This is a genomic window from Pelotomaculum terephthalicicum JT (assembly GCF_022410535.1).
Taxonomy (GTDB): Bacteria; Bacillota; Desulfotomaculia; order Desulfotomaculales; family Pelotomaculaceae; genus Pelotomaculum_D; species Pelotomaculum_D terephthalicicum.
This window is the reverse complement of sequence record NZ_JAKNBL010000004.1, coordinates 52,574-70,496: the sequence shown is the minus strand read 5'-3', so window position 1 is coordinate 70,496 and position 17,923 is coordinate 52,574. Positions and strand designations below refer to the sequence as shown.

Annotated in this window: 14 protein-coding genes; 13 read left to right on the top strand and 1 reads right to left on the bottom strand. The window is 45.7% G+C overall.

Going from position 1 to position 17,923, the window contains the following annotated elements; genetic code table 11:
* Positions 1 to 29 precede the first annotated feature (29 nt).
* From L9W92_RS04670 to L9W92_RS04610, 13 genes are all read left to right on the top strand, one after another.
* A complete protein-coding gene (locus L9W92_RS04670; protein ID WP_240082591.1) occupies positions 30 to 1,028 on the top strand; it encodes an abortive infection family protein in 999 nt (332 codons plus the stop codon).
* A gap of 247 nt (positions 1,029 to 1,275) precedes the next feature.
* Positions 1,276 to 2,154 (top strand): hypothetical protein, encoded by an 879-nt coding sequence (locus L9W92_RS04665; RefSeq protein ID WP_240082590.1) that lies wholly within the window; start codon positions 1,276 to 1,278, stop codon positions 2,152 to 2,154.
* Between the two features lie 583 nt (positions 2,155 to 2,737).
* Positions 2,738 to 2,968 carry a hypothetical protein gene (locus tag L9W92_RS04660; RefSeq protein WP_240082589.1) on the top strand — a complete coding sequence of 77 codons (231 nt, stop codon included), beginning with the start codon at positions 2,738 to 2,740 and terminating at the stop codon, positions 2,966 to 2,968.
* Positions 2,969 to 2,996: 28 nt separating this feature from the next.
* Entirely contained in the window at positions 2,997 to 4,511 is a 1,515-nt protein-coding gene (locus L9W92_RS04655) for a type I restriction-modification system subunit M (protein WP_240082588.1), read from the top strand.
* Positions 4,508 to 5,698, top strand: a complete 1,191-nt coding sequence (locus L9W92_RS04650; RefSeq protein WP_240082587.1) for a restriction endonuclease subunit S — start codon at positions 4,508 to 4,510, stop codon at positions 5,696 to 5,698. Before L9W92_RS04655 ends, L9W92_RS04650 begins: the two co-directional genes overlap by 4 nt.
* A 117-nt stretch (positions 5,699 to 5,815) precedes the next feature.
* The gene (locus L9W92_RS04645; protein ID WP_240082586.1) at positions 5,816 to 9,019 is read left to right on the top strand and encodes a type I restriction endonuclease subunit R; all 3,204 of its coding nucleotides are present in this window, start codon (positions 5,816 to 5,818) and stop codon (positions 9,017 to 9,019) included.
* The gene (locus tag L9W92_RS04640) at positions 9,016 to 9,729 is read left to right on the top strand and encodes a M48 family metallopeptidase (protein WP_240082585.1); all 714 of its coding nucleotides are present in this window, start codon (positions 9,016 to 9,018) and stop codon (positions 9,727 to 9,729) included. The genes L9W92_RS04645 and L9W92_RS04640 overlap by 4 nt, the downstream gene beginning before the upstream one ends.
* A gap of 12 nt (positions 9,730 to 9,741) precedes the next feature.
* A complete protein-coding gene (locus tag L9W92_RS04635) occupies positions 9,742 to 10,077 on the top strand; it encodes a DUF5655 domain-containing protein (protein WP_240082584.1) in 336 nt (111 codons plus the stop codon).
* Positions 10,078 to 10,196: 119 nt separating this feature from the next.
* The gene (locus tag L9W92_RS04630) at positions 10,197 to 10,997 is read left to right on the top strand and encodes a HAMP domain-containing protein (protein WP_240082583.1); all 801 of its coding nucleotides are present in this window, start codon (positions 10,197 to 10,199) and stop codon (positions 10,995 to 10,997) included.
* Positions 10,951 to 11,565 (top strand): sensor histidine kinase, encoded by a 615-nt coding sequence (locus tag L9W92_RS04625; protein WP_240082582.1) that lies wholly within the window; start codon positions 10,951 to 10,953, stop codon positions 11,563 to 11,565. The genes L9W92_RS04630 and L9W92_RS04625 overlap by 47 nt, the downstream gene beginning before the upstream one ends.
* A gap of 18 nt (positions 11,566 to 11,583) precedes the next feature.
* The gene (locus L9W92_RS04620) at positions 11,584 to 12,285 is read left to right on the top strand and encodes a response regulator transcription factor (RefSeq protein ID WP_240082581.1); all 702 of its coding nucleotides are present in this window, start codon (positions 11,584 to 11,586) and stop codon (positions 12,283 to 12,285) included.
* Between the two features lie 45 nt (positions 12,286 to 12,330).
* Positions 12,331 to 13,485 (top strand): metallophosphoesterase, encoded by a 1,155-nt coding sequence (locus L9W92_RS04615; protein WP_240082580.1) that lies wholly within the window; start codon positions 12,331 to 12,333, stop codon positions 13,483 to 13,485.
* A 572-nt stretch (positions 13,486 to 14,057) separates the two neighbouring features.
* A complete protein-coding gene (locus tag L9W92_RS04610; protein ID WP_240082579.1) occupies positions 14,058 to 16,703 on the top strand; it encodes a cation-translocating P-type ATPase in 2,646 nt (881 codons plus the stop codon).
* Positions 16,704 to 16,793: 90 nt separating this feature from the next.
* On the opposite strand, the gene L9W92_RS04605 is transcribed toward L9W92_RS04610, so the two are convergent.
* A complete protein-coding gene (locus L9W92_RS04605) occupies positions 16,794 to 17,912 on the bottom strand; it encodes a 4Fe-4S dicluster domain-containing protein (protein ID WP_240082578.1) in 1,119 nt (372 codons plus the stop codon).
* Positions 17,913 to 17,923 lie beyond the last annotated feature (11 nt).

Sequence of the window (17,923 nt, the reverse complement as noted above, 5' to 3'; positions counted from 1 at the left end):
TTTATCAAGATAGATAAGGATGAAGATTTATGAAGAATATTACGGATGTAACAAGAATGGAAATTTTTGATTGCATTAAGAATGGATTTGATATCATTGAAGAAGTAGTTAGATACGATTCTACTTATGAACGTGAATATATTGATGAACAATCAGTACATATTCGAATGACTTTTTGCGGGAAATTGGACGAGCTTAAATTTTTAGATAGAGTTTTTGATTTAAAAAAAACACCATCAACAGATAGAAGATTTAAGAACGCTGAAGGAGATATTTGGCAGCATACTGTAAATAACGATGATTGGCAAGACCCTTTTTGGTTTTTAGATTATAAACCTTTTAATTTGGAAAATGGTGAAGATAAAACGTTATTGAATTTTTTGTGTGAAATGTTTCATCCGGCTGTTAGGGATGAAAAGCAGCCTTGGAAACACTATCTTGAGAAATTTAACGAGCTTTTAAAATTCGATGGATACGAACTATATGTGAAATCCTATATCTCTGGACGAAGTGTCTATGACTGGAAAATTATAAAGTCTTCTCTAAAAGTTGTAGAAAGGCAAATGTCTGAAATTAAAATCAACTTTAATTCAGAATATGTGGATACACAAGTAGATTTAATGTATAGATTAATTGAAACGGCACCCCATTCAGCAATCGGTAAAGCAAAAGAGCTACTTGAAATATGCTGTAAAACAATCTTAGATGAGAAAGGCATTATGTATTCAACCGAACTTGACTTAATTCAACTAATGAAAGTTGCCTGTGAAAGTATTGATTTAAGTCCTAAAAAAGTTCCAGACGGCGTCAAAGGTAAAGATATAGCCGGCAGAATATTAGGTAACTTGGCTAATATCTCTCAGGGAATGTCGGAACTCAGAAATCTCTATGGTGATGGTCACGGTAAGAATAAAAACTTCCAGCCACTGCCACCAAGGTATGCTAATTTAGCAGTTGGAGCATCGGTGACAGCAGTACATTTCATGTGGGATACGTATCAAGAGCGCAAGACAAGAAAAAAGTTATGAGTTAGGCTAACTAGTGGGGTAAGTTTAAAATATTTCGTTGTTATTGAGAAACCATTTTATAGACAATGAATATGAAGGAAAGTTCAAAGCAACCAAATGGCTAAAAGTCATAAGAATACTATTTATTATTTAAACAAAAATGGTGATAAGAGTGAATTTGAAAGAAGAATTTAATGAATAAAACATACTGATTGTTTACTATTCTTATATTTTGAATTATTTATTTTAGTGAAGGAGCGTATGGTTTATGTATTATAGCCTTATTGTTTACGGTGATAGTGAAGCACTAAATGGAGAGCCACTCATTTTGGACATTAGTCGATGTGTTAGAGAATACACAGATCAAGAAGTAAAAGAAAAATATAGTGAATTAACTGAAATAAATATTCGCGAAATAAAACGATTTCCATGCATCTTTGCTTATGAAGACTATTGTGCACAAGACCCTAAGTTTGGTTTGATTAGAGATATTGTTAAGAAAAAAGATAAAGTTAAGATTGAATATGAATTAATCAAACTGGAAAAGTTTATATCGTTCAAAGAATTAAAAGAAATGGCTTTTGAACTCGATATTGGGTCATGGGAGATGAATAGGACACATTGGGCCATAAAGAATGTTAATCTTGCCAAGGAGCTTTTATCGAGGGAAATAAAACTACCATATTGGGTGCAAATGGATACCAAAGCTGTGGATATAACAAAACACTATTTTGATGTTGCCCTATCTTTTCCAGGTGAAGTTAGAATTTTTGTAGAATCAATAGTAGCTGAAATTGAAGCTATAATCGGACCTAATTCATATTTTTATGATAATAACTATTTGGCTCAATTGGCACGGCCAAATTTAGATTTATTATTACAAGATATTTATGGGAAAAGGTCAAAACTTCTCGTTTTATTTATAGGGGAAAAATATCAACTGAAGGACTGGTGTGGAATTGAGTTTCGGGCAATAAAAGAAATTCTTAATAAGCGAGAAGATAAACGTATTATGTTAATTAAGATGGATGACGGACAGGTTGATGGAATAAAAAGCTATGATGGATATATAGATGGTAGAATATATGATGCGAAAACAATAGCAAGAGGTATTAAAGAGCGTATAGATATATTAAGTGAAAAATAGGTTAGATATTATTGGACAATTAAATACCATATGGAGTACTATTTATAACAGTAATATTTTCTACCAACCCAACAGCAAGGGAAAGGTCGTTTGCTATACCTAATAATATGTTTTGGTAAGATATCAAAAGCATATTATACAATTTAGCCAGGGAAGTACAACTACATTGGATTAGGCTAATAATTGAAAGTTCACGATTACGGAAGAGCTAATAGTGGGAAGTTTTTGCTGTACCATTATTTTTCTATAATGCAAATCCCAACCCAGGTTAGATTACGTACTTTTTGCGTTAATAATGATTAGGTAAAAGTCCAGCGGTTAAATAAAATGATACCATTGTTAATTTTGGGGAATCTATTACTGCCCTATCTTCATCAACAAAAAATAGTAATATAATTACAGCGGAAATAAATAATTTACAATGAGGCGGCTTTGGATTATATTGGTCCGTAAGAATATTACAGCAAACTTTTGTGGGTGGGAATTTGAAAACGAAATTAAAGTCGTTAGTATCAATCCAAATGGGCTATTCATTCAGGCCTCGGATGGAGGCGGTGGGTACAGAGCCTTTGCTGTGATCCAGATGAAAGATCTGACAGTTGAAAACCGTGTGGATTGCACTGGCTTGCTGCGCGTTGAAATGGAAAAGCTCAAGGACCATCATCTGGTTAAACCCGGTGATCTTTTTTTTCGTTTTCTCGGGCAAGTAACATCGTCCGCCATACTAACCGATGATCCTGGGAAGGCGGTTGTTGCAGCGCCTCTTCTCCGAATTCGGGTAAAGAGTGATTTTGTTATATTTCATCGACATTAATGAGACTGGCAAAAGGAGACTGAAGCAGATGGAAGCCGTTAAAATCGATCAGAAGGACATTAACAACGCCGCGTGGGCGGCCTGCGACACTTTCCGTGGCGTTGTCGATCCCGCGCAGTACAAGGATTACATACTGGTAACGCTGTTTTTGAAATATATCTCGGATATATGGAAAGATCATTACGAAGAGTATCGCAAGCAGTATGGCGATGATGACATTCGTATCCGTAGAAAGCTGGAGCGTGAGCGCTTTGTTTTGCCGAAAGGCGCAAGCTTCTATGACCTCTATGAACAGCGCAACGAGGCCAATATCGGCGAGTTGATTAACGAGGCTCTTGATGCGGTTGAAGAGGCCAATAAGGCTAAGCTTGAAGGCGTGTTTCGCAATATCGACTTCAACAGCGAGGCAAACCTCGGCAAAACGAAGGACCGCAACCGCCGCCTCAAGATGCTGCTGGAGGATTTCCACAAGCCGCAGCTTGATATGAGGCCCAGCCGGGTTTCCGAGGATGTCATCGGCAATACGTATATCTACTTAATTGAACGCTTTGCGTCTGATTCCGGCAAAAAGGCCGGCGAGTTTTATACTCCTCATAAAGTGTCGGATTTGGTGGCCAAGCTGGCCGGTCCCAAACCCGGAGACCGCATTTGCGACCCCGCCTGCGGTTCCGGCGGCCTTTTAATTGAAGCGGCCCGTGAAGTGAATGATCGAAACTTCGCTCTCTTCGGCATGGAGGTGAACGGAAGCACCTGGGCGCTGGCCCGAATGAACATGTTCCTGCATGGGGCGGACGGCGCCCGCATCGAGTGGTGCAATACGCTCACCGGCCCGGCGCTGGTGGAAAATGACCGGCTGATGAAATTCAACATTGTAATCGCCAACCCGCCGTTCTCGCTGGACAAATGGGGCGCCGACGAAGCGGAAAACGACCGTTTCAATCGTTTCTGGCGCGGGGTGCCGCCCAAGAGCAAAGGAGACTGGGCCTTTATCAGCCACATGGTGGAGGCGGCGCTGAAGAATGAAGGCCGCGTGGCTGTGGTAGTGCCGCACGGCGTTCTCTTCCGCGGGGCTGCCGAAGGCCGTATCCGGCGGAGCATGATTGAAGAAAATCTGCTGGACGCCGTTGTCGGACTGCCGGGGAATCTTTTCCCGACCACCAGTATACCAGTGGCTATTCTGATTTTTGACCGCAGCCGGGAAAAAGGCGGGATAAATGAAAACCGTAAAGATGTGCTTTTTATTGACGCCAGCCAAGATTACCTGCCGGGTAAAAACCAGAACACCCTCTCGGATGAACATATCCAAAAGATCGTGGATGTCTATAAAACACGGGAGAATGTGGATAAATATGCTTACGTGGCTACCTTTGAGGAAATAAAAGAGAACGATTTCAACCTCAATATTCCCCGCTATGTTGACACTTTTGAGGAAGAAGAGGAAATTGACATTGATGCCGTGCAACGAGAGATTGAACAGTTGGAACATGAATTAGCTGGTGTGCGGGCCAAGATGACTAAAATAATTAAGGGGATAAGAGTATGACAGTCCATTTACAAAAACTCGGTAATTTGATTTTAGATGGCTTTCAGAATGGTCTTTATGCCCCATTAGAAAAGTATGGTACGGGAATATTTATAATAAGAATCAACGATTATGATAATGAAGGCCGGATAAATACGAAGAATTTATTGAGAGTTGATATAGATGATAGTGAAGTGGAAAGATTTTCTTTGAAAGAGAATGATATATTAATTAATAGAGTTAATAGTCTTACCCATTTGGGTAAAAGTTGCTTGATTAGAAATGTATGTAAGCCAATCGTTTATGAATCAAACATGATGCGACTTAGGATACCGCCAGAATCTTCTGTAATACCTGAATATGTGGCACACTTTCTACAAACTCCAAGAGCACGAAACTATTTCAGAATAGTAGCAAAGCCAGCCGTCGCGCAGGCAAGTATTAATCAGGAAGACGTTAAATCTCTAAGTATTCCTCTATTTGAAAAAGAAGTACAAATTGAAATTGCCGAGATATTATCTTGCTTTGATATTGCAATTGTAAAGACTGAGCGGCTTATTGAGGTAAAGGAAAAGCGGTACAGTTGGTTGTTAAATAATCTTATTTTCAGTTATATTAATAAACGTGGCCAAATACGAGATTTCACATCAGAGATATCGAAGCGTAATCGTGACGGATCATGTAACCTCGTACTTAGCGTCACCAACCACAGCGGATTTGTACTCCCTGAAGAACAGTTTGAGCGTCGAGTTGCCAGTAGCGATTTGAGTAATTACAAAATGGTTTTAAATGGACAGTTTGCCTACAACCCATCCCGAATCAATGTCGGATCAATTGCCCGTCTGGACAGTTGGGAGCGAGGAGTGCTCAGTCCGATGTATGTTGTGTTCAAACTCAATGAAAAAATAGTCAACTCTGACTTTTTCCTGCACTGGTTATCTTCCCATGAAGCCAAAGAACGCATACGTAAAAGCGCCCAGGGCAGCGTACGAGAAACTGTCAGCTTTACTGACTTTGGAGCTATCCCTTTTTCTATCCCTCCCCTTGAACAGCAGCAGAAAATAGCGGATGTCTTAAACACTGCACAGCAGGAAATCAATATTCTAAAAAAACTGGCGGACTCCTACCGCAAGCAGAAACGCGGCTTGATGCAGAAACTGTTGACCGGTCAGTGGCGGGTAAAAACCGGTGAAGGTATCGAATCATGAGCGGTGATACTTTAGTTTAGTAATATTGAGTATCGATAGCGGTAGTATTCGCGGCGTATTCCGCATTTAGAGGACAGGCTGTCGGGATATAAGATCCTGATTTGCGGAGGTGAGCAAGTGAACGGATTTCAAAATAATGAAAAATACCTTTCCCAGATCCCGGCGCTTCAGTTTTTGATGAATCTGGGGTTTGAATATCTAACCCCCGCACAGGCTTTGAAAGAGCGCCAGGGCAGATACGGCAATGTGCTGCTGGAGGGCGTTCTGCGTGACCAACTCAAGCGGATCAACCGTATCAGCTACAAAGGGCGCAAATATCTATTCAGCGAGGAGAACATTCAATCGGCCATCCAGAAATTAAAGAACGTCAAATATGACGGCCTGCTGAAGACTAATGAGGCAATATACGATCTGATCACCTTGGGCACGGCTCTGGAACAGACTATTGAAGGTGATTCAAAAAGCTTTAATTTGAAGTACGTCGACTGGCGCAACTGGGAGAACAACAAGTTTCACGCAACTGCGGAGTTCAGAGCGGAGCGTTCCCGCAGCACGGAAACTGTGCGGCCGGATATCGTTCTCTTTGTCAATGGTATTCCACTTGCCGTAATTGAGTGTAAATCGCCCAATATCGAAATTGAACAGGCCGTCTCCCAGTCCGTCCGTAATCAGAGCGACGAATACATCCCCAAGTTATTTATCTACACGCAGCTGGTAATGGGGATCAATAAAAATGCCGCGCAATACGCCACTGCCGGAACACCTGCTAAATTCTGGAGCGTGTGGAAAGAGCAGCGCGATAAAGAGGCGGACGTTGTTGGAGTGGTCAATTCCGCCCTTTCAGACAAGCGAAAAAGGCAGCTTTTTAGCGGCGAATTCGCTGTTGCGCGCCCATTCTTCGATTCCCTGGAGGCTGAAGGCGAACGTCTGGTTACGGAGCAGGACAAGGCGCTCTACAGCTTATGCCGACCGGAGCGCCTGTTGGAGCTGGCCTTCAAATTTACTGTTTTTGACGGCGGAATCAAAAAGATTGCCCGTTATCAGCAATTTTTCGTCATTAAGTCCACCCTGGAACGTGTCAAGCAGCCGGACGGCCAGGGCAGGCGCAAAGGCGGAATAATATGGCATACTCAGGGCTCCGGCAAATCGTTGACCATGGTAATGCTGACGAGAAATCTTGCCCTGGATCCGGATATCGCCAACCCGCGAATCGTGTTGGTGACTGACCGTGACGACTTGGATAAACAGTTGGGGAACACCTTTGCCGCCTGCGGCCTTGAGCCGCATCGGGCAACATCGGGAAGGAATCTGCTGGATTTGGTTTCGGAACGCAAAGCGGGTATTATCACGACCTTGATTCACAAGTTCGACAAAGCTATGAATATCAAAAAGTATCAGGACGAGTCTGCCGACATTTTTATGCTGATTGACGAAAGTCACCGTACCAACTTCGGCTCATTCTCGGCACGCATGCGTCAGATGTTTCCGAATGCCTGTTACCTAGGCTTTACGGGCACGCCTTTGATGAAGAAGGAAAAGAACAACTTCGCGAAATTCGGCGGTTTAGTCGAACCGCACTATTCCATAAACCAGGCGGTGCAGGACGGGGCGGTTGTTCCTTTATTATATGAAGGCCGTCATGTGGAGATGGAACAGAACAAAGCCGCTATTGACCTATGGTTTGACCGGCATACGCAAGGGCTGACCAAAGAGCAGAAGGCGGATCTGAAAAAGAAATATGCCCGGGCCGAGATGCTGAACAAGGCGGATCAGGTCGTTTACATGCGTGCTTTTGACATTAGTGAACACTTCCGTTCTAACTGGCAGGGAACGGGATTTAAGGCCCAACTGGTCGGGCCGAATAAGGCTGCCGCGTTGAGGTATCACCAGTATCTTAATGAAATTGGTTTTGTGTCGTCCGATGTGGTCATTTCCCCGCCGGATACCCGTGAAGGCTATGAGGAGACAGACGACGAGCCGGCGGACGAGGTGGTCAAGTTCTGGCAGAAGATGATGAAACGCTACGGCAGCGAAGAGGAATACACCAAGCAAATTATCAATCAATTCAAGCATGGGACGGAGCCGGAAATCCTGATAGTGGTCGACAAGTTGTTAACCGGATTTGACGCTCCGCGCAACGCGGTTATTTACTTATGCCGCATTTTACGCGAACACGCACTGCTGCAGGCCATAGCCAGAGTGAACCGCCTTTATGAAGGCAAAGAGTTTGGTTACATCGTGGACTATGCGAGTATCCTGGGCGAACTGGATAAAGCCCTCACCATGTATGGCGCGCTTGAAGAATTCGACGAGAATGATTTGGCCGGCACCCTGACCTCGGTTAACGCGGAGGTGGAGAAGCTTCCTCAACGATACTCCGATCTCTGGGATCTTTTCAAGGAAGTCAAAAACAGTTATGATGAGGAAGATTACGAGGTTCTCCTTGCCGATGCTGCCGTCAGAGAGGATTTCTACCAGCGGCTGGCGGAGTACGGCAAAACATTGGGGATCGCCTTGTCTGCCGAGTCTTTCATTATGAATACCGATGAGGCGAAACTGCGCCGGTACAAGGCTGACTTGAAGCGGTTTCAAAATCTTAAAGCAGCCGTAAAGCTCCGTTACGCTGAGACTATCGACTACCGGGATTATGAGCCCAAGATTAAAAAATTGCTTGACACGCACATTCAGGCTAATGAAGTCATTCAATTGAATGAGCCGGTGAACATTTTTGACGACAAAATGTTCAATCAGGTGAAGGAAGAGCAGGGCATATATATAGCATGCAAAACAACGGCGGCCAAAGCGGATGCCATCGCACACGCGACCAAGCGGGTTATTACCGAAAAGATGGGTGAAGACCCGGCATTTTATGAAAAGTTTTCAAAGCTGATTCAGCAGGCCATTGAGGATTTCCGGGCAAAACGTATTTCCGATCTGGAATACCTGAGAAAGGTTTCCGATATGCGGAATAAAATTGTTAATAGACGTCATGATGATATTCCCGCCAAACTGGCCGGGAACGAAGACGCCATGGCCTACTACGGCGTGCTCAAGCCGTTTTTTGAGCAACATTGTCTTGAAGACAGTAAATGCGGGGACATAACTGCTGATGTGGCTTTGGCTGTTCAGGAAATATTGAGCCGTCATTGGAAGGTTCAGTTCTGGGACGATGATGATGCCCGGAAGCAGGCTATTAACGATATCGACGACTATTTATATGATGAGGTCAAAGGGAATATGGGTATCGCGATCAGCCTTGACCAGATGGACGGGATTATTGAGCGAACAATGCTGGTGGCCAGGCACAGGAGCCTGAAATGAGTTTAAATAGCGGCATATTAACTTATGGCAAAGAGAATATTAGTTACCGCGTTTTCTATGTCGGCAGAAAAACCCTGGAAATTGCGGTCCATCCGGATGGCAGCGTAGTGATAAAAGCGCCGCTCGGATCGGAATACGAAGAAGTGCGGAAGATAGTTGCTAAACGCGCCCGCTGGATTAAGAGGCAACTGGATTATTTTGCGCAGTTTAATCCGAGAACGCCTCAAAGACAATATATCGGCGGGGAGACGCACCTGTATCTGGGCAGGCAATACCGGCTGAAGATAGTCACCGGTGATAAGGATGAGATAAAGCTAACTAGGGGCTATTTCCGTGTTACCGTCAAAGAGAATCCCGCCTATGAAAAGGTTGAAAAGCTGCTTGAAGACTGGTACTTGGAAAAGGCCGCGGAAAAATTCGGTGAGAGCTTCGAGCGTTGCTGGCCTCATTTTGGAAAGCACTTATTAGCTAAGCCAAGAATGCGGATCCGGCGGATGAAAAAGCGCTGGGGGAGCTTGTCCAAGAGCGGGACGCTCACGTTGAACGCTGATTTGATACGTGCGCCCAAGGAATGCATTGATTATGTCGTTACTCATGAATTGTGTCACTTGCGATACCACGACCATAGCCCGGCTTTTTTTCAGTTACTGGAAAAGATAATGCCCGACTGGGAAAAGCGAAAGCATAAAATGGAACTGGCTTTGGTATAAGTCACTTATTATTTGGCCCAAGCAAACGAAGTGATAAAAGATCGCTACGAGGCGTTAAAAGCTTTCTTATTAGCTCTTGGCGATGATGTCCAAATAAAGGAACTCAAGAATTATATTGCTTTCAAACGCATTAGGAACTTTGCCTGCATTGAATTTAGCCCTCAAGCTGGTAAGATATATGCTTATATCAAGGTTAATCCAGGTTCTGTTAATATAATAGAAGGATTTACCCGTGATGTTAGAAATATCGGGCACTGGGGAACAGGGGATTTAGAAATTACCATTATATCTGATGATGACATCGAACGTGCCAAACCTTTATTGGCAAGGAGTTATGAAATTAACTAATATTTGTCCGTGAAAATTACAAATTTTTTATTCACTTTTATAAAAATTTTATGAATTATTTAAAGCCTTTTTAAAGAGTTTTTCTACAATGACCTCATTAAAACAAGGAGGTCATTGTTATGAGCAAAATCAAGCTTTTGTATGATGTAATCATGACCATGAAAGACAAGGAGTCTTGCAGCGGGAATCTCAAAGTAGTGTGCAGCAAGGACCAGGTCAAAATATTCGGCTTGGATAAAGAATTTGAGAAAAACATGGCGGATGGCAGGACGAAGGCAAAGATTAATCTGGAAGTGGATTGTGAAGGAAAGAAAGTGAAGCATGAAAGCAGCACCGAATTTGACGGGTGTTGTTCTCCTGGTAGCGGTCACCATGGTTTAATGAGACACATGATTGCTCATTTTCACGGCCGCCATTCTGACCAGGGTGGCTTGGAAGCCTGGGGCGACACTAAGACGTGCTGCGGGTTCAAGGGGAAGCTGTCCAAGCTGGCGTGTATGCTGAGTGTTTTAAACAGCTTGTATTTATTGTTTAAAATGGCGGATATAAAGGGAATTGTGCTTTTTATCGCGGCGCTGCTGATCGTTAGGGAGGTAATGCAGGTATTGTTTCTCCTGCGCCTGCAAAAGAGAGTCTTTAAGCCGATTGAGGATCTAAAAAACGGGGTGGAGGAGATTGCGCGGGGCAATTATGACGTCAGGGTAGAATGCAACATGCGGAATGAAATCGGCCTGCTGGTTGCTTCTTTCAACGAAATGGCGCGCAAACTGGGAGAAAGCGAGAGAATCAAGTCTGAATACGAGGAGAACAGAAAGACGCTGGTCGTCAACATATCTCATGACCTGAAGACGCCCATTACCTCCCTGCAGGGTTATGTCGAGGCCATCCTACGGAGACGTGCCGCCGGAAAACAAGGATAAATACTTGCAGATAATCCACCGGAATATTATTTATGTAAACAGACTGATAGATGACCTTTTCCTGTTTTCCAAGTTGGATATGCAGAAGTTGAATTTTCAGTTTGCCAGTGTGCCAATCGGGGCTTTTATGGCTGACCTGACGGAAGAATTCAGGCTTGAGCTTGAGGAAAGACAGGTGCGGCTTGAATACACTGACATGACGGAGAAGGATTTGCCGGTTCGCCTGGACGGCAAGAGAATGCATCAGGCCATCAGGAACATCATCAGCAATGCTTTGAAATACGGGCCGGAAGAGAGTCTGGTTATTAGAGCCGTATTATCGATACAGGGTGACTCCGCCTGTATTGAACTAAGCGACAACGGGCCGGGAATCCCCGCTGATAAACTCCCTCATATTTTCGAGAGGTTTTACCGGATCGATAATGAGCGCACCAAGGATCTAGCGAGCACCGGGCTCGGGCTGGCTATTGCCAGGGAACTGGTGGAAGTCCACAGGGGAAAAATTACGGCTGCAAGCGAGGAAGGCAAGGGCACATGTTTTACAATCACGCTTCCGCTCGCCGGTTGAGCTGGGAAGGTGGCCGCGATGAAACACATTTTGATCATTGAGGATGATCTTAATATTGCCGAGTTGGAAAGGGACTATCTCCAGTTGAACGGGTTCAAGGCCGACATCGTCCAGGATGGAGCCCGGGGGCTGAAAAGGGCGCTTACCGGCAACTATGATCTTGTCATTGTGGATCTGATGCTGCCCGGCAAGGACGGATATGAGATAATTAAAGAGGTCCGGGAAAGACTGGATGTTCCGGTGGTGGTTGTTTCAGCCAAGGGCGAAGATATCAGCAAAATCAGGGGGTTGGAGTACGGAGCCGACGATTATATGACAGAACCGTTCAGCCCCGGTGAACTGGTGGCCAGGATCAAGTCCCATATCAAAAGGTATGAGCGGCTCAAGGGCAACGTTATATCCACCGAAGTGATCACCCACGGGGGGCTGGAAATCAATACGGCATCCCACCAGGTATCTGTCAACGGCAGGGAAGTGCAAATGACTGCGAAGGAATACGAGCTTCTGCTGTTTCTCGCTTCTCATCCGAACATGGTGTTTTCAAAAGAGCATCTTCTGACAGCCATCTGGGGGGACGACAACTATGGGGATACGGCAACAGTAGCAGTGCATATTCAAAAAATAAGAAAAAAGATTGAAAAAGACCCGTCGAACCCGGAATTCATCGAAACGCTGCGGGGAACCGGATACAGGCTGACGAGCGCTTGCCGGGACCTCTAATGCGGGAAGGACGGTAATTAGGCTGCATTTTTTGAGGAGTAATACATGAAAGTACAATTTGCAATTTTTATCGGTGTTTTCATTGCGATTTTTGGGGCGGTTAATTATTATATCGGACTGCGCGGATGGCAGGCTTTCGGCAGGTTGATTCCTTACGGCTACGGGAAAATATACTGGCTCTTATTCTTCTTGCTGGCTTTTTCATATCTCGCGGGCAGATTAGGCGAAAAGTATTTGCCCGCCGCAGTCTGCGACGGCTTTACTATAGTCGGCTCATACTGGCTGGCCGCTATGAATTACTTGTTTTTCACTTTGATTGTTATCGATCTGATCCGTCTGGCTGATCGTTGGCTCGGTTTTTTGCCGGAAGGCCTGAAACATCATCCGGCGGCTGCCGGGCTGGCTGTTTCTTTACTGGTAGCAGGTATTATTATTTACGGAGCATGGAATTCCAGAAACCCGCAGCTTCGTCATTATGAAATTGACATTGCGAAGCCGGCGGGGAGTTTGAGCCAGTTGCATGTGGTTATGGTATCCGATATTCACCTGGGGAAAATTGTTAATAACGGCAGGCTCATGAACCTGGTAAACAGGATCAATAGCCAGAATCCGGATCTGGTTTTGCTTCCGGGAGATATCATCGACGAAAATATCGGTCCTTTTGTCGAGCAAAAGATGCCTGACGTATTGCGCATGCTAAAACCAAAGTATGGCACATATGCTGTGTTTGGCAATCACGAATATATCGGGGGACATGCGGAAGAAGCGTTTCACCATTTGCAAGAAGCCGGGATAACAGTGCTGCGCGATGATTATGTGAAGGTGGACGAGAGCTTTTATATCGTGGGCCGGGACGAAAGTGCCGGGGGACGCTACAATGGTAAGGGCCGCCAGGAGTTATCCGTGGTGATGGAAGGAGTGGATCACTCCTTGCCGGTAATTTTAATGGACCACCAGCCGTCCCATTTAGAGGAAGGGCAGGAGCAGGGCGTGGATTTGCAGCTCTCGGGACATACCCACCACGGGCAGCTGTTTCCGTATAATCTAATCACCCAAAGAATATTCGAACAGGACTGGGGGTACCTGCGTAAGGGAGATTTCCAGATTATTGTTTCGTGCGGCTTTGGCACCTGGGGTCCGCCGATTCGAATAGGCAGCACGCCGGAGATAGTGGATACCACCATTCACTTTCAACCTTGATTGTCAACCCTTGCCTCACAAATTCCACAACCAGTGGCGCGACTTGCGCAGACACGTTGATGTTTAAAATCCTCCCTTTGAGCAGGCAGCACTTGCAGAATTCATGCGAACGCGAAAACTGACAGACATGTGTGCCAGTATGCGCAAGCTATATAGTGGATGCCAAAAGGACCGAGGATATAGAATATCCTGTTACTAGTTGAAAAGGTATAAACTAATTATTGTGGAAGTACTTTGATTCAATTCATGGATTAAAGAGTTTTTGAATCAAAGCATTAAGTGATTGTGTAAATGATATGAAACAGTCACCGTACTATTTTGTTGAGTTTGCTACCTTATGTAAACATGTTTCCTTTATTTTATATTGACTTTAATTTAAATACGGCTATAATATTTATTGTTAAAAGGGAGTAGTTAGTATTTGCATAGCCGTCATCACGGTTGACTGATCGCCCGGTTCTGCATCCGCAAGGTAACGAGACTTTTAACATAATTCTTATATTGAGAGTTATGTTAAAGGTCTTTTTCTTTTATGATTATTAAATCTGATATGAATATGAGGTGGACAGCTTATGCAAAACCTGCACAACAAAACCGCTGACCAGGTGCTTGCCCTCCTGAATGCGGACATTAACGGGTTAAATGACAGGGATGTCAATAGAATACGGTCTGAATACGGCTATAACGAGTTGAAGGAAACCAAAAAGAAAAGCGTATTCAGCGTGTTTTTCAGCCAGTTCACCGACTTTCTGGTGATAATCCTGCTGGTTGCCGCTCTGGTGTCAATTTTTCTGAGGGATTATGAAAGCGCTGTGGTAATCATCGCGGTCACCATTTTAAACGCTTTTCTGGGCACAGTGCAACATGTGAAGGCGGAAAGATCCCTGGAAAGCTTGAAGGCGCTGGCATCTCCGCTGGCCCGGGTATTGCGCAACGGCTACAAAGTGGAAATACCGTCGCGTGAAGTAGTCGTCGGCGATATTATGTACCTGGAAGCCGGAGACTATGTCAGCGCTGACTGCAGGATTATTGAGAATCACAGCCTGCAGGCAAATGAAAGCTCATTGACCGGTGAATCCGTAAGCGTCGCCAAGTCCGATGAAAAAATTGACGCAGTGGAGGTGCCGGTTGCCGATAGAAAGAATATGGCCTTTACCGGCAGTCTGATCACCTATGGCCGTGCCGTGGCGGTGGTCACCGCCACGGGGATGCATACTGAACTGGGTAAAATCGCGTCTCTGCTGGAAACTGCCAAAGAGAAGCTAACCCCGCTGCAGGTAAGTCTGGACGCCTTTGGCAAGAAACTGGCCTTTGTCATCATCGGGCTTTGTGCCATTATTTTTGTTATAAATGTGGTCAGGGACTATGGCTTGGGCGAGTCCTTTATGTTCGCGGTGGCGCTTGCGGTGGCGGCGATTCCTGAGGCCTTGAGCTCTATTGTAACCATTGTACTGGCTATCGGCACACAAAAAATGGCCAAGGAAAACGCCATCATCAGAAAGCTTCAGGCAGTGGAAAGCCTGGGCAGCGTCTCGGTAATCTGCTCGGATAAAACAGGCACTTTAACCCAGAATAAAATGGTTGTATCAAAAATTCATGTGGCCGGCAACACAGTATCCGCAAAAGAACTGGACCTAAACCACCCCTTAACCCGCGACCTGGTTGAAATGAGCGTACTCTGCAATGACGCAGTGACTCAAAACGGCCAGTCTATTGGCGACCCCACCGAAGTGGCCTTGAACGATATGGCCGCGCGATATGACCTTGCTGAGGCCGCTATAAGATCTGCCTCCCCCCGTATTGCGGAACTGCCGTTTGACTCCGACCGTAAGATGATGAGCACCCTGCATGAAAGAAAAGGCCGCCTTTTTATGATTACCAAGGGCGCCTTTGATGTAATCATAAAAAGAAGCAAGAGTATCGCCGCCCCTGCCGGTGCGCGCACCGCCACCAGGCAAGACCTGGACGGCATGGAGCAGGTTAACCTGAACCTTTCCCGAGAAGGGCTGCGTATTCTGGCCATTGCTTATAAGGTTATCGAGGACCGCCGGGAATTAATGCTGTCAGATGAAGACGGTCTTACCCTCCTGGGTCTGGTGGCCATGATTGACCCGCCGCGTGAAGAGTCCGCGAAAGCGGTCATGGATTGTGTCAAAGCCGGCATAAAGCCCGTTATGATTACCGGCGACCACAAGATCACCGCCTCGGCCATTGCCAGGGAAATCGGCATATTAAAAGATGAAAAAGAGGCCATGGAAGGCTACGAATTGGACAAGCTTACCGACGAACAGCTCAGTTCCGCCATAAACAACATTTCAGTTTATGCCCGCGTATCACCGGAACATAAAATAAGGATTGTCAAGGCCTGGCAGGAAAAAGGCCTTGTAGTGGCCATGACTGGCGACGGGGTTAACGACGCGCCCGCGCTCAAGCAGGCCAACATCGGCATAGCCATGGGAAAAGTAGGTACCGAGGTGGCCAAGGAAGCGTCTGATATGGTGCTGACGGACGACAACTTCGCTACTATTGTCAAAGCGGTTTCCAACGGCAGGAGCATTTATACCAATATTAAAAACTCCATTAAGTTCCTCCTGTCGGGGAATATGGCCGGTATACTGGCCGTTTTATATACTTCGGTGGCGCACCTGCCCCTGCCGTTTACGGCTGTGCATCTCCTTTTTATTAATTTGCTTACCGATTCCATGCCAGCTATTGCGCTGGGTCTGGAGCCGCACAATAAAGACACCATGAGCGAAAAACCCAGGAACATCAATGAGCCGATTCTGACCAAAAACTTTCTTGCGAAAATATTTCTGGAGGGTGCCGTAATTGCCGCCAGCACGATTGCCGCTTTTTATTACGGCCTGTATAAAGAAGGTGTCGGACTTGGCAGCACCATGGCCTTTTCCACCTTGTCTCTGGCCCGGCTATTTCACGGCTTAAACTGCCGTTCCAGGCTGCCGCTTTATAAAATAGGAATATTTACAAACAAATACCAGTGGGCTGCCCTGTTTATTGGCGCGGCCTTACTTACAACCGCACTCATAGTTCCAGCCTTTCAGGGCATATTTGACGTATATCCCGCAATAAAAAACGAATTGCACCTGGTGGCTGGCTTTGCCCTGATCCCGCTGGTGGTAATCCAGCTTTATAAAACAACAGCAGCAGCTCTGAATAAAAGGCGATTTGCGAAGTTGTTGTCTAACGAACAAAACTGAGGGTGCAGCGATCGATATAAAGTATAGAGTTAAAAATGGATAGGGAGGAAGGTATGCTGTAAATATTTTTCCATTATAATAATTCTTAGTTTAAATTTTGCCCTTTTCTCTGGCAATGCGGGTAAATAGCTCCATTTTATTCTTCGGGGGAACGTGCAAAACCGGCCTGCGGGACATGGTCAGCGCGCCGTTCGGACAGGCGGAGGCGCAAACGCCGCATCCAATACAGGTTTCCTTATTAATCTCCGGCACTTCAACCCCGCTTCCGTCATCGCGCATGGTAATGACTTTAATCTGGCAGCTATCGGCGCAGGTACCGCACGCGGAACAACCATCCTGGTCTAGAGCCGGGATGAAATTACTGGGGTGCGCGAACAATTTTCCATGCTTCCTGGTGGGACGCAGGGCCTCGCAGCAGCAGCCGCAGCAGTGGCAGAGGTAAGCCGGCTGGTTAAGCACATTATCTCCTAGATGGACCAGCCCCAGTTTTTCTGTTTGGTCCAGCACCTGCAGCAGTTCGTCCACAGCGGCCGGTCTGGCCATACCCCGGCTTACAAGCCAGTCTGCAGTGTCACCCAGGGTGGTACACGTTTCCATAGGCGCGCCGGCGTCACAAGTCCTGCCCAGGTGGCTTGCCTTGTGACGGCACGCACATAAGGACAGCGCCCCCCTGCCGGACTGGCGGATGATTTCAGAAGCCTTCTCGTAGCTTAAAACCTCTGTTTCCACTATAGCCGGGATCAGGCTTTCATATACCAGCGCCTTCATCAACTTGGTAGCGGTGCCGGTGAACTCTTCCCCAACTTCAGGCCTGCGAAAATATCTTTCGAATAGTTCTGCCAGTTCCCTCATGTTTTTTATCTCGTCTCTCACCCGCATGAAGGTAAACTCAAAAAAGCCTACCACCATCGGGGTCAGCATATAGTAGGTACCTTTCTTCGCGGGCAGCTCCTGCACAAGCCCCTTGTCGGACATACTGTCCAGTGTTTCTTTTAACGTTTCTTCTTTTATTCCGGTGATAGCGGCAATCTTATTCAACCTTATAGGAACCATGGGAAATTTACTGCCCACCATGGCCTCGCCCTCGGTATAGAGGCGGTGGAGAATTTCCATCAGAACCTCGTTTACGGGCGCTCCCACCGGATTCTTATGCAATCGTTCAGCCAGCGCCATGTAAACCTCTTCTTTGTCATTTGCGATATGTCCCATCGGAATTCCCC

What these genes read in the sequence shown, in the direction of transcription:
- L9W92_RS04625 (WP_240082582.1), top strand. Translation starts at nt 10,951, where the DNA reads ATGTCGAGGCCATCCTACGGAGACGTGCCGCCGGAAAACAAGGATAAA.
- L9W92_RS04605 (WP_240082578.1), bottom strand. Translation starts at nt 17,912, where the DNA reads ATGGGACATATCGCAAATGACAAAGAAGAGGTTTACATGGCGCTGGCT.
- L9W92_RS04665 (WP_240082590.1), top strand. Translation starts at nt 1,276, where the DNA reads ATGTATTATAGCCTTATTGTTTACGGTGATAGTGAAGCACTAAATGGA.
- L9W92_RS04610 (WP_240082579.1), top strand. Translation starts at nt 14,058, where the DNA reads ATGCAAAACCTGCACAACAAAACCGCTGACCAGGTGCTTGCCCTCCTG.
- L9W92_RS04640 (WP_240082585.1), top strand. Translation starts at nt 9,016, where the DNA reads ATGAGTTTAAATAGCGGCATATTAACTTATGGCAAAGAGAATATTAGT.
- L9W92_RS04630 (WP_240082583.1), top strand. Translation starts at nt 10,197, where the DNA reads ATGAGCAAAATCAAGCTTTTGTATGATGTAATCATGACCATGAAAGAC.
- L9W92_RS04615 (WP_240082580.1), top strand. Translation starts at nt 12,331, where the DNA reads ATGAAAGTACAATTTGCAATTTTTATCGGTGTTTTCATTGCGATTTTT.
- L9W92_RS04670 (WP_240082591.1), top strand. Translation starts at nt 30, where the DNA reads ATGAAGAATATTACGGATGTAACAAGAATGGAAATTTTTGATTGCATT.
- L9W92_RS04655 (WP_240082588.1), top strand. Translation starts at nt 2,997, where the DNA reads ATGGAAGCCGTTAAAATCGATCAGAAGGACATTAACAACGCCGCGTGG.
- L9W92_RS04650 (WP_240082587.1), top strand. Translation starts at nt 4,508, where the DNA reads ATGACAGTCCATTTACAAAAACTCGGTAATTTGATTTTAGATGGCTTT.
- L9W92_RS04620 (WP_240082581.1), top strand. Translation starts at nt 11,584, where the DNA reads ATGAAACACATTTTGATCATTGAGGATGATCTTAATATTGCCGAGTTG.
- L9W92_RS04660 (WP_240082589.1), top strand. Translation starts at nt 2,738, where the DNA reads ATGAAAGATCTGACAGTTGAAAACCGTGTGGATTGCACTGGCTTGCTG.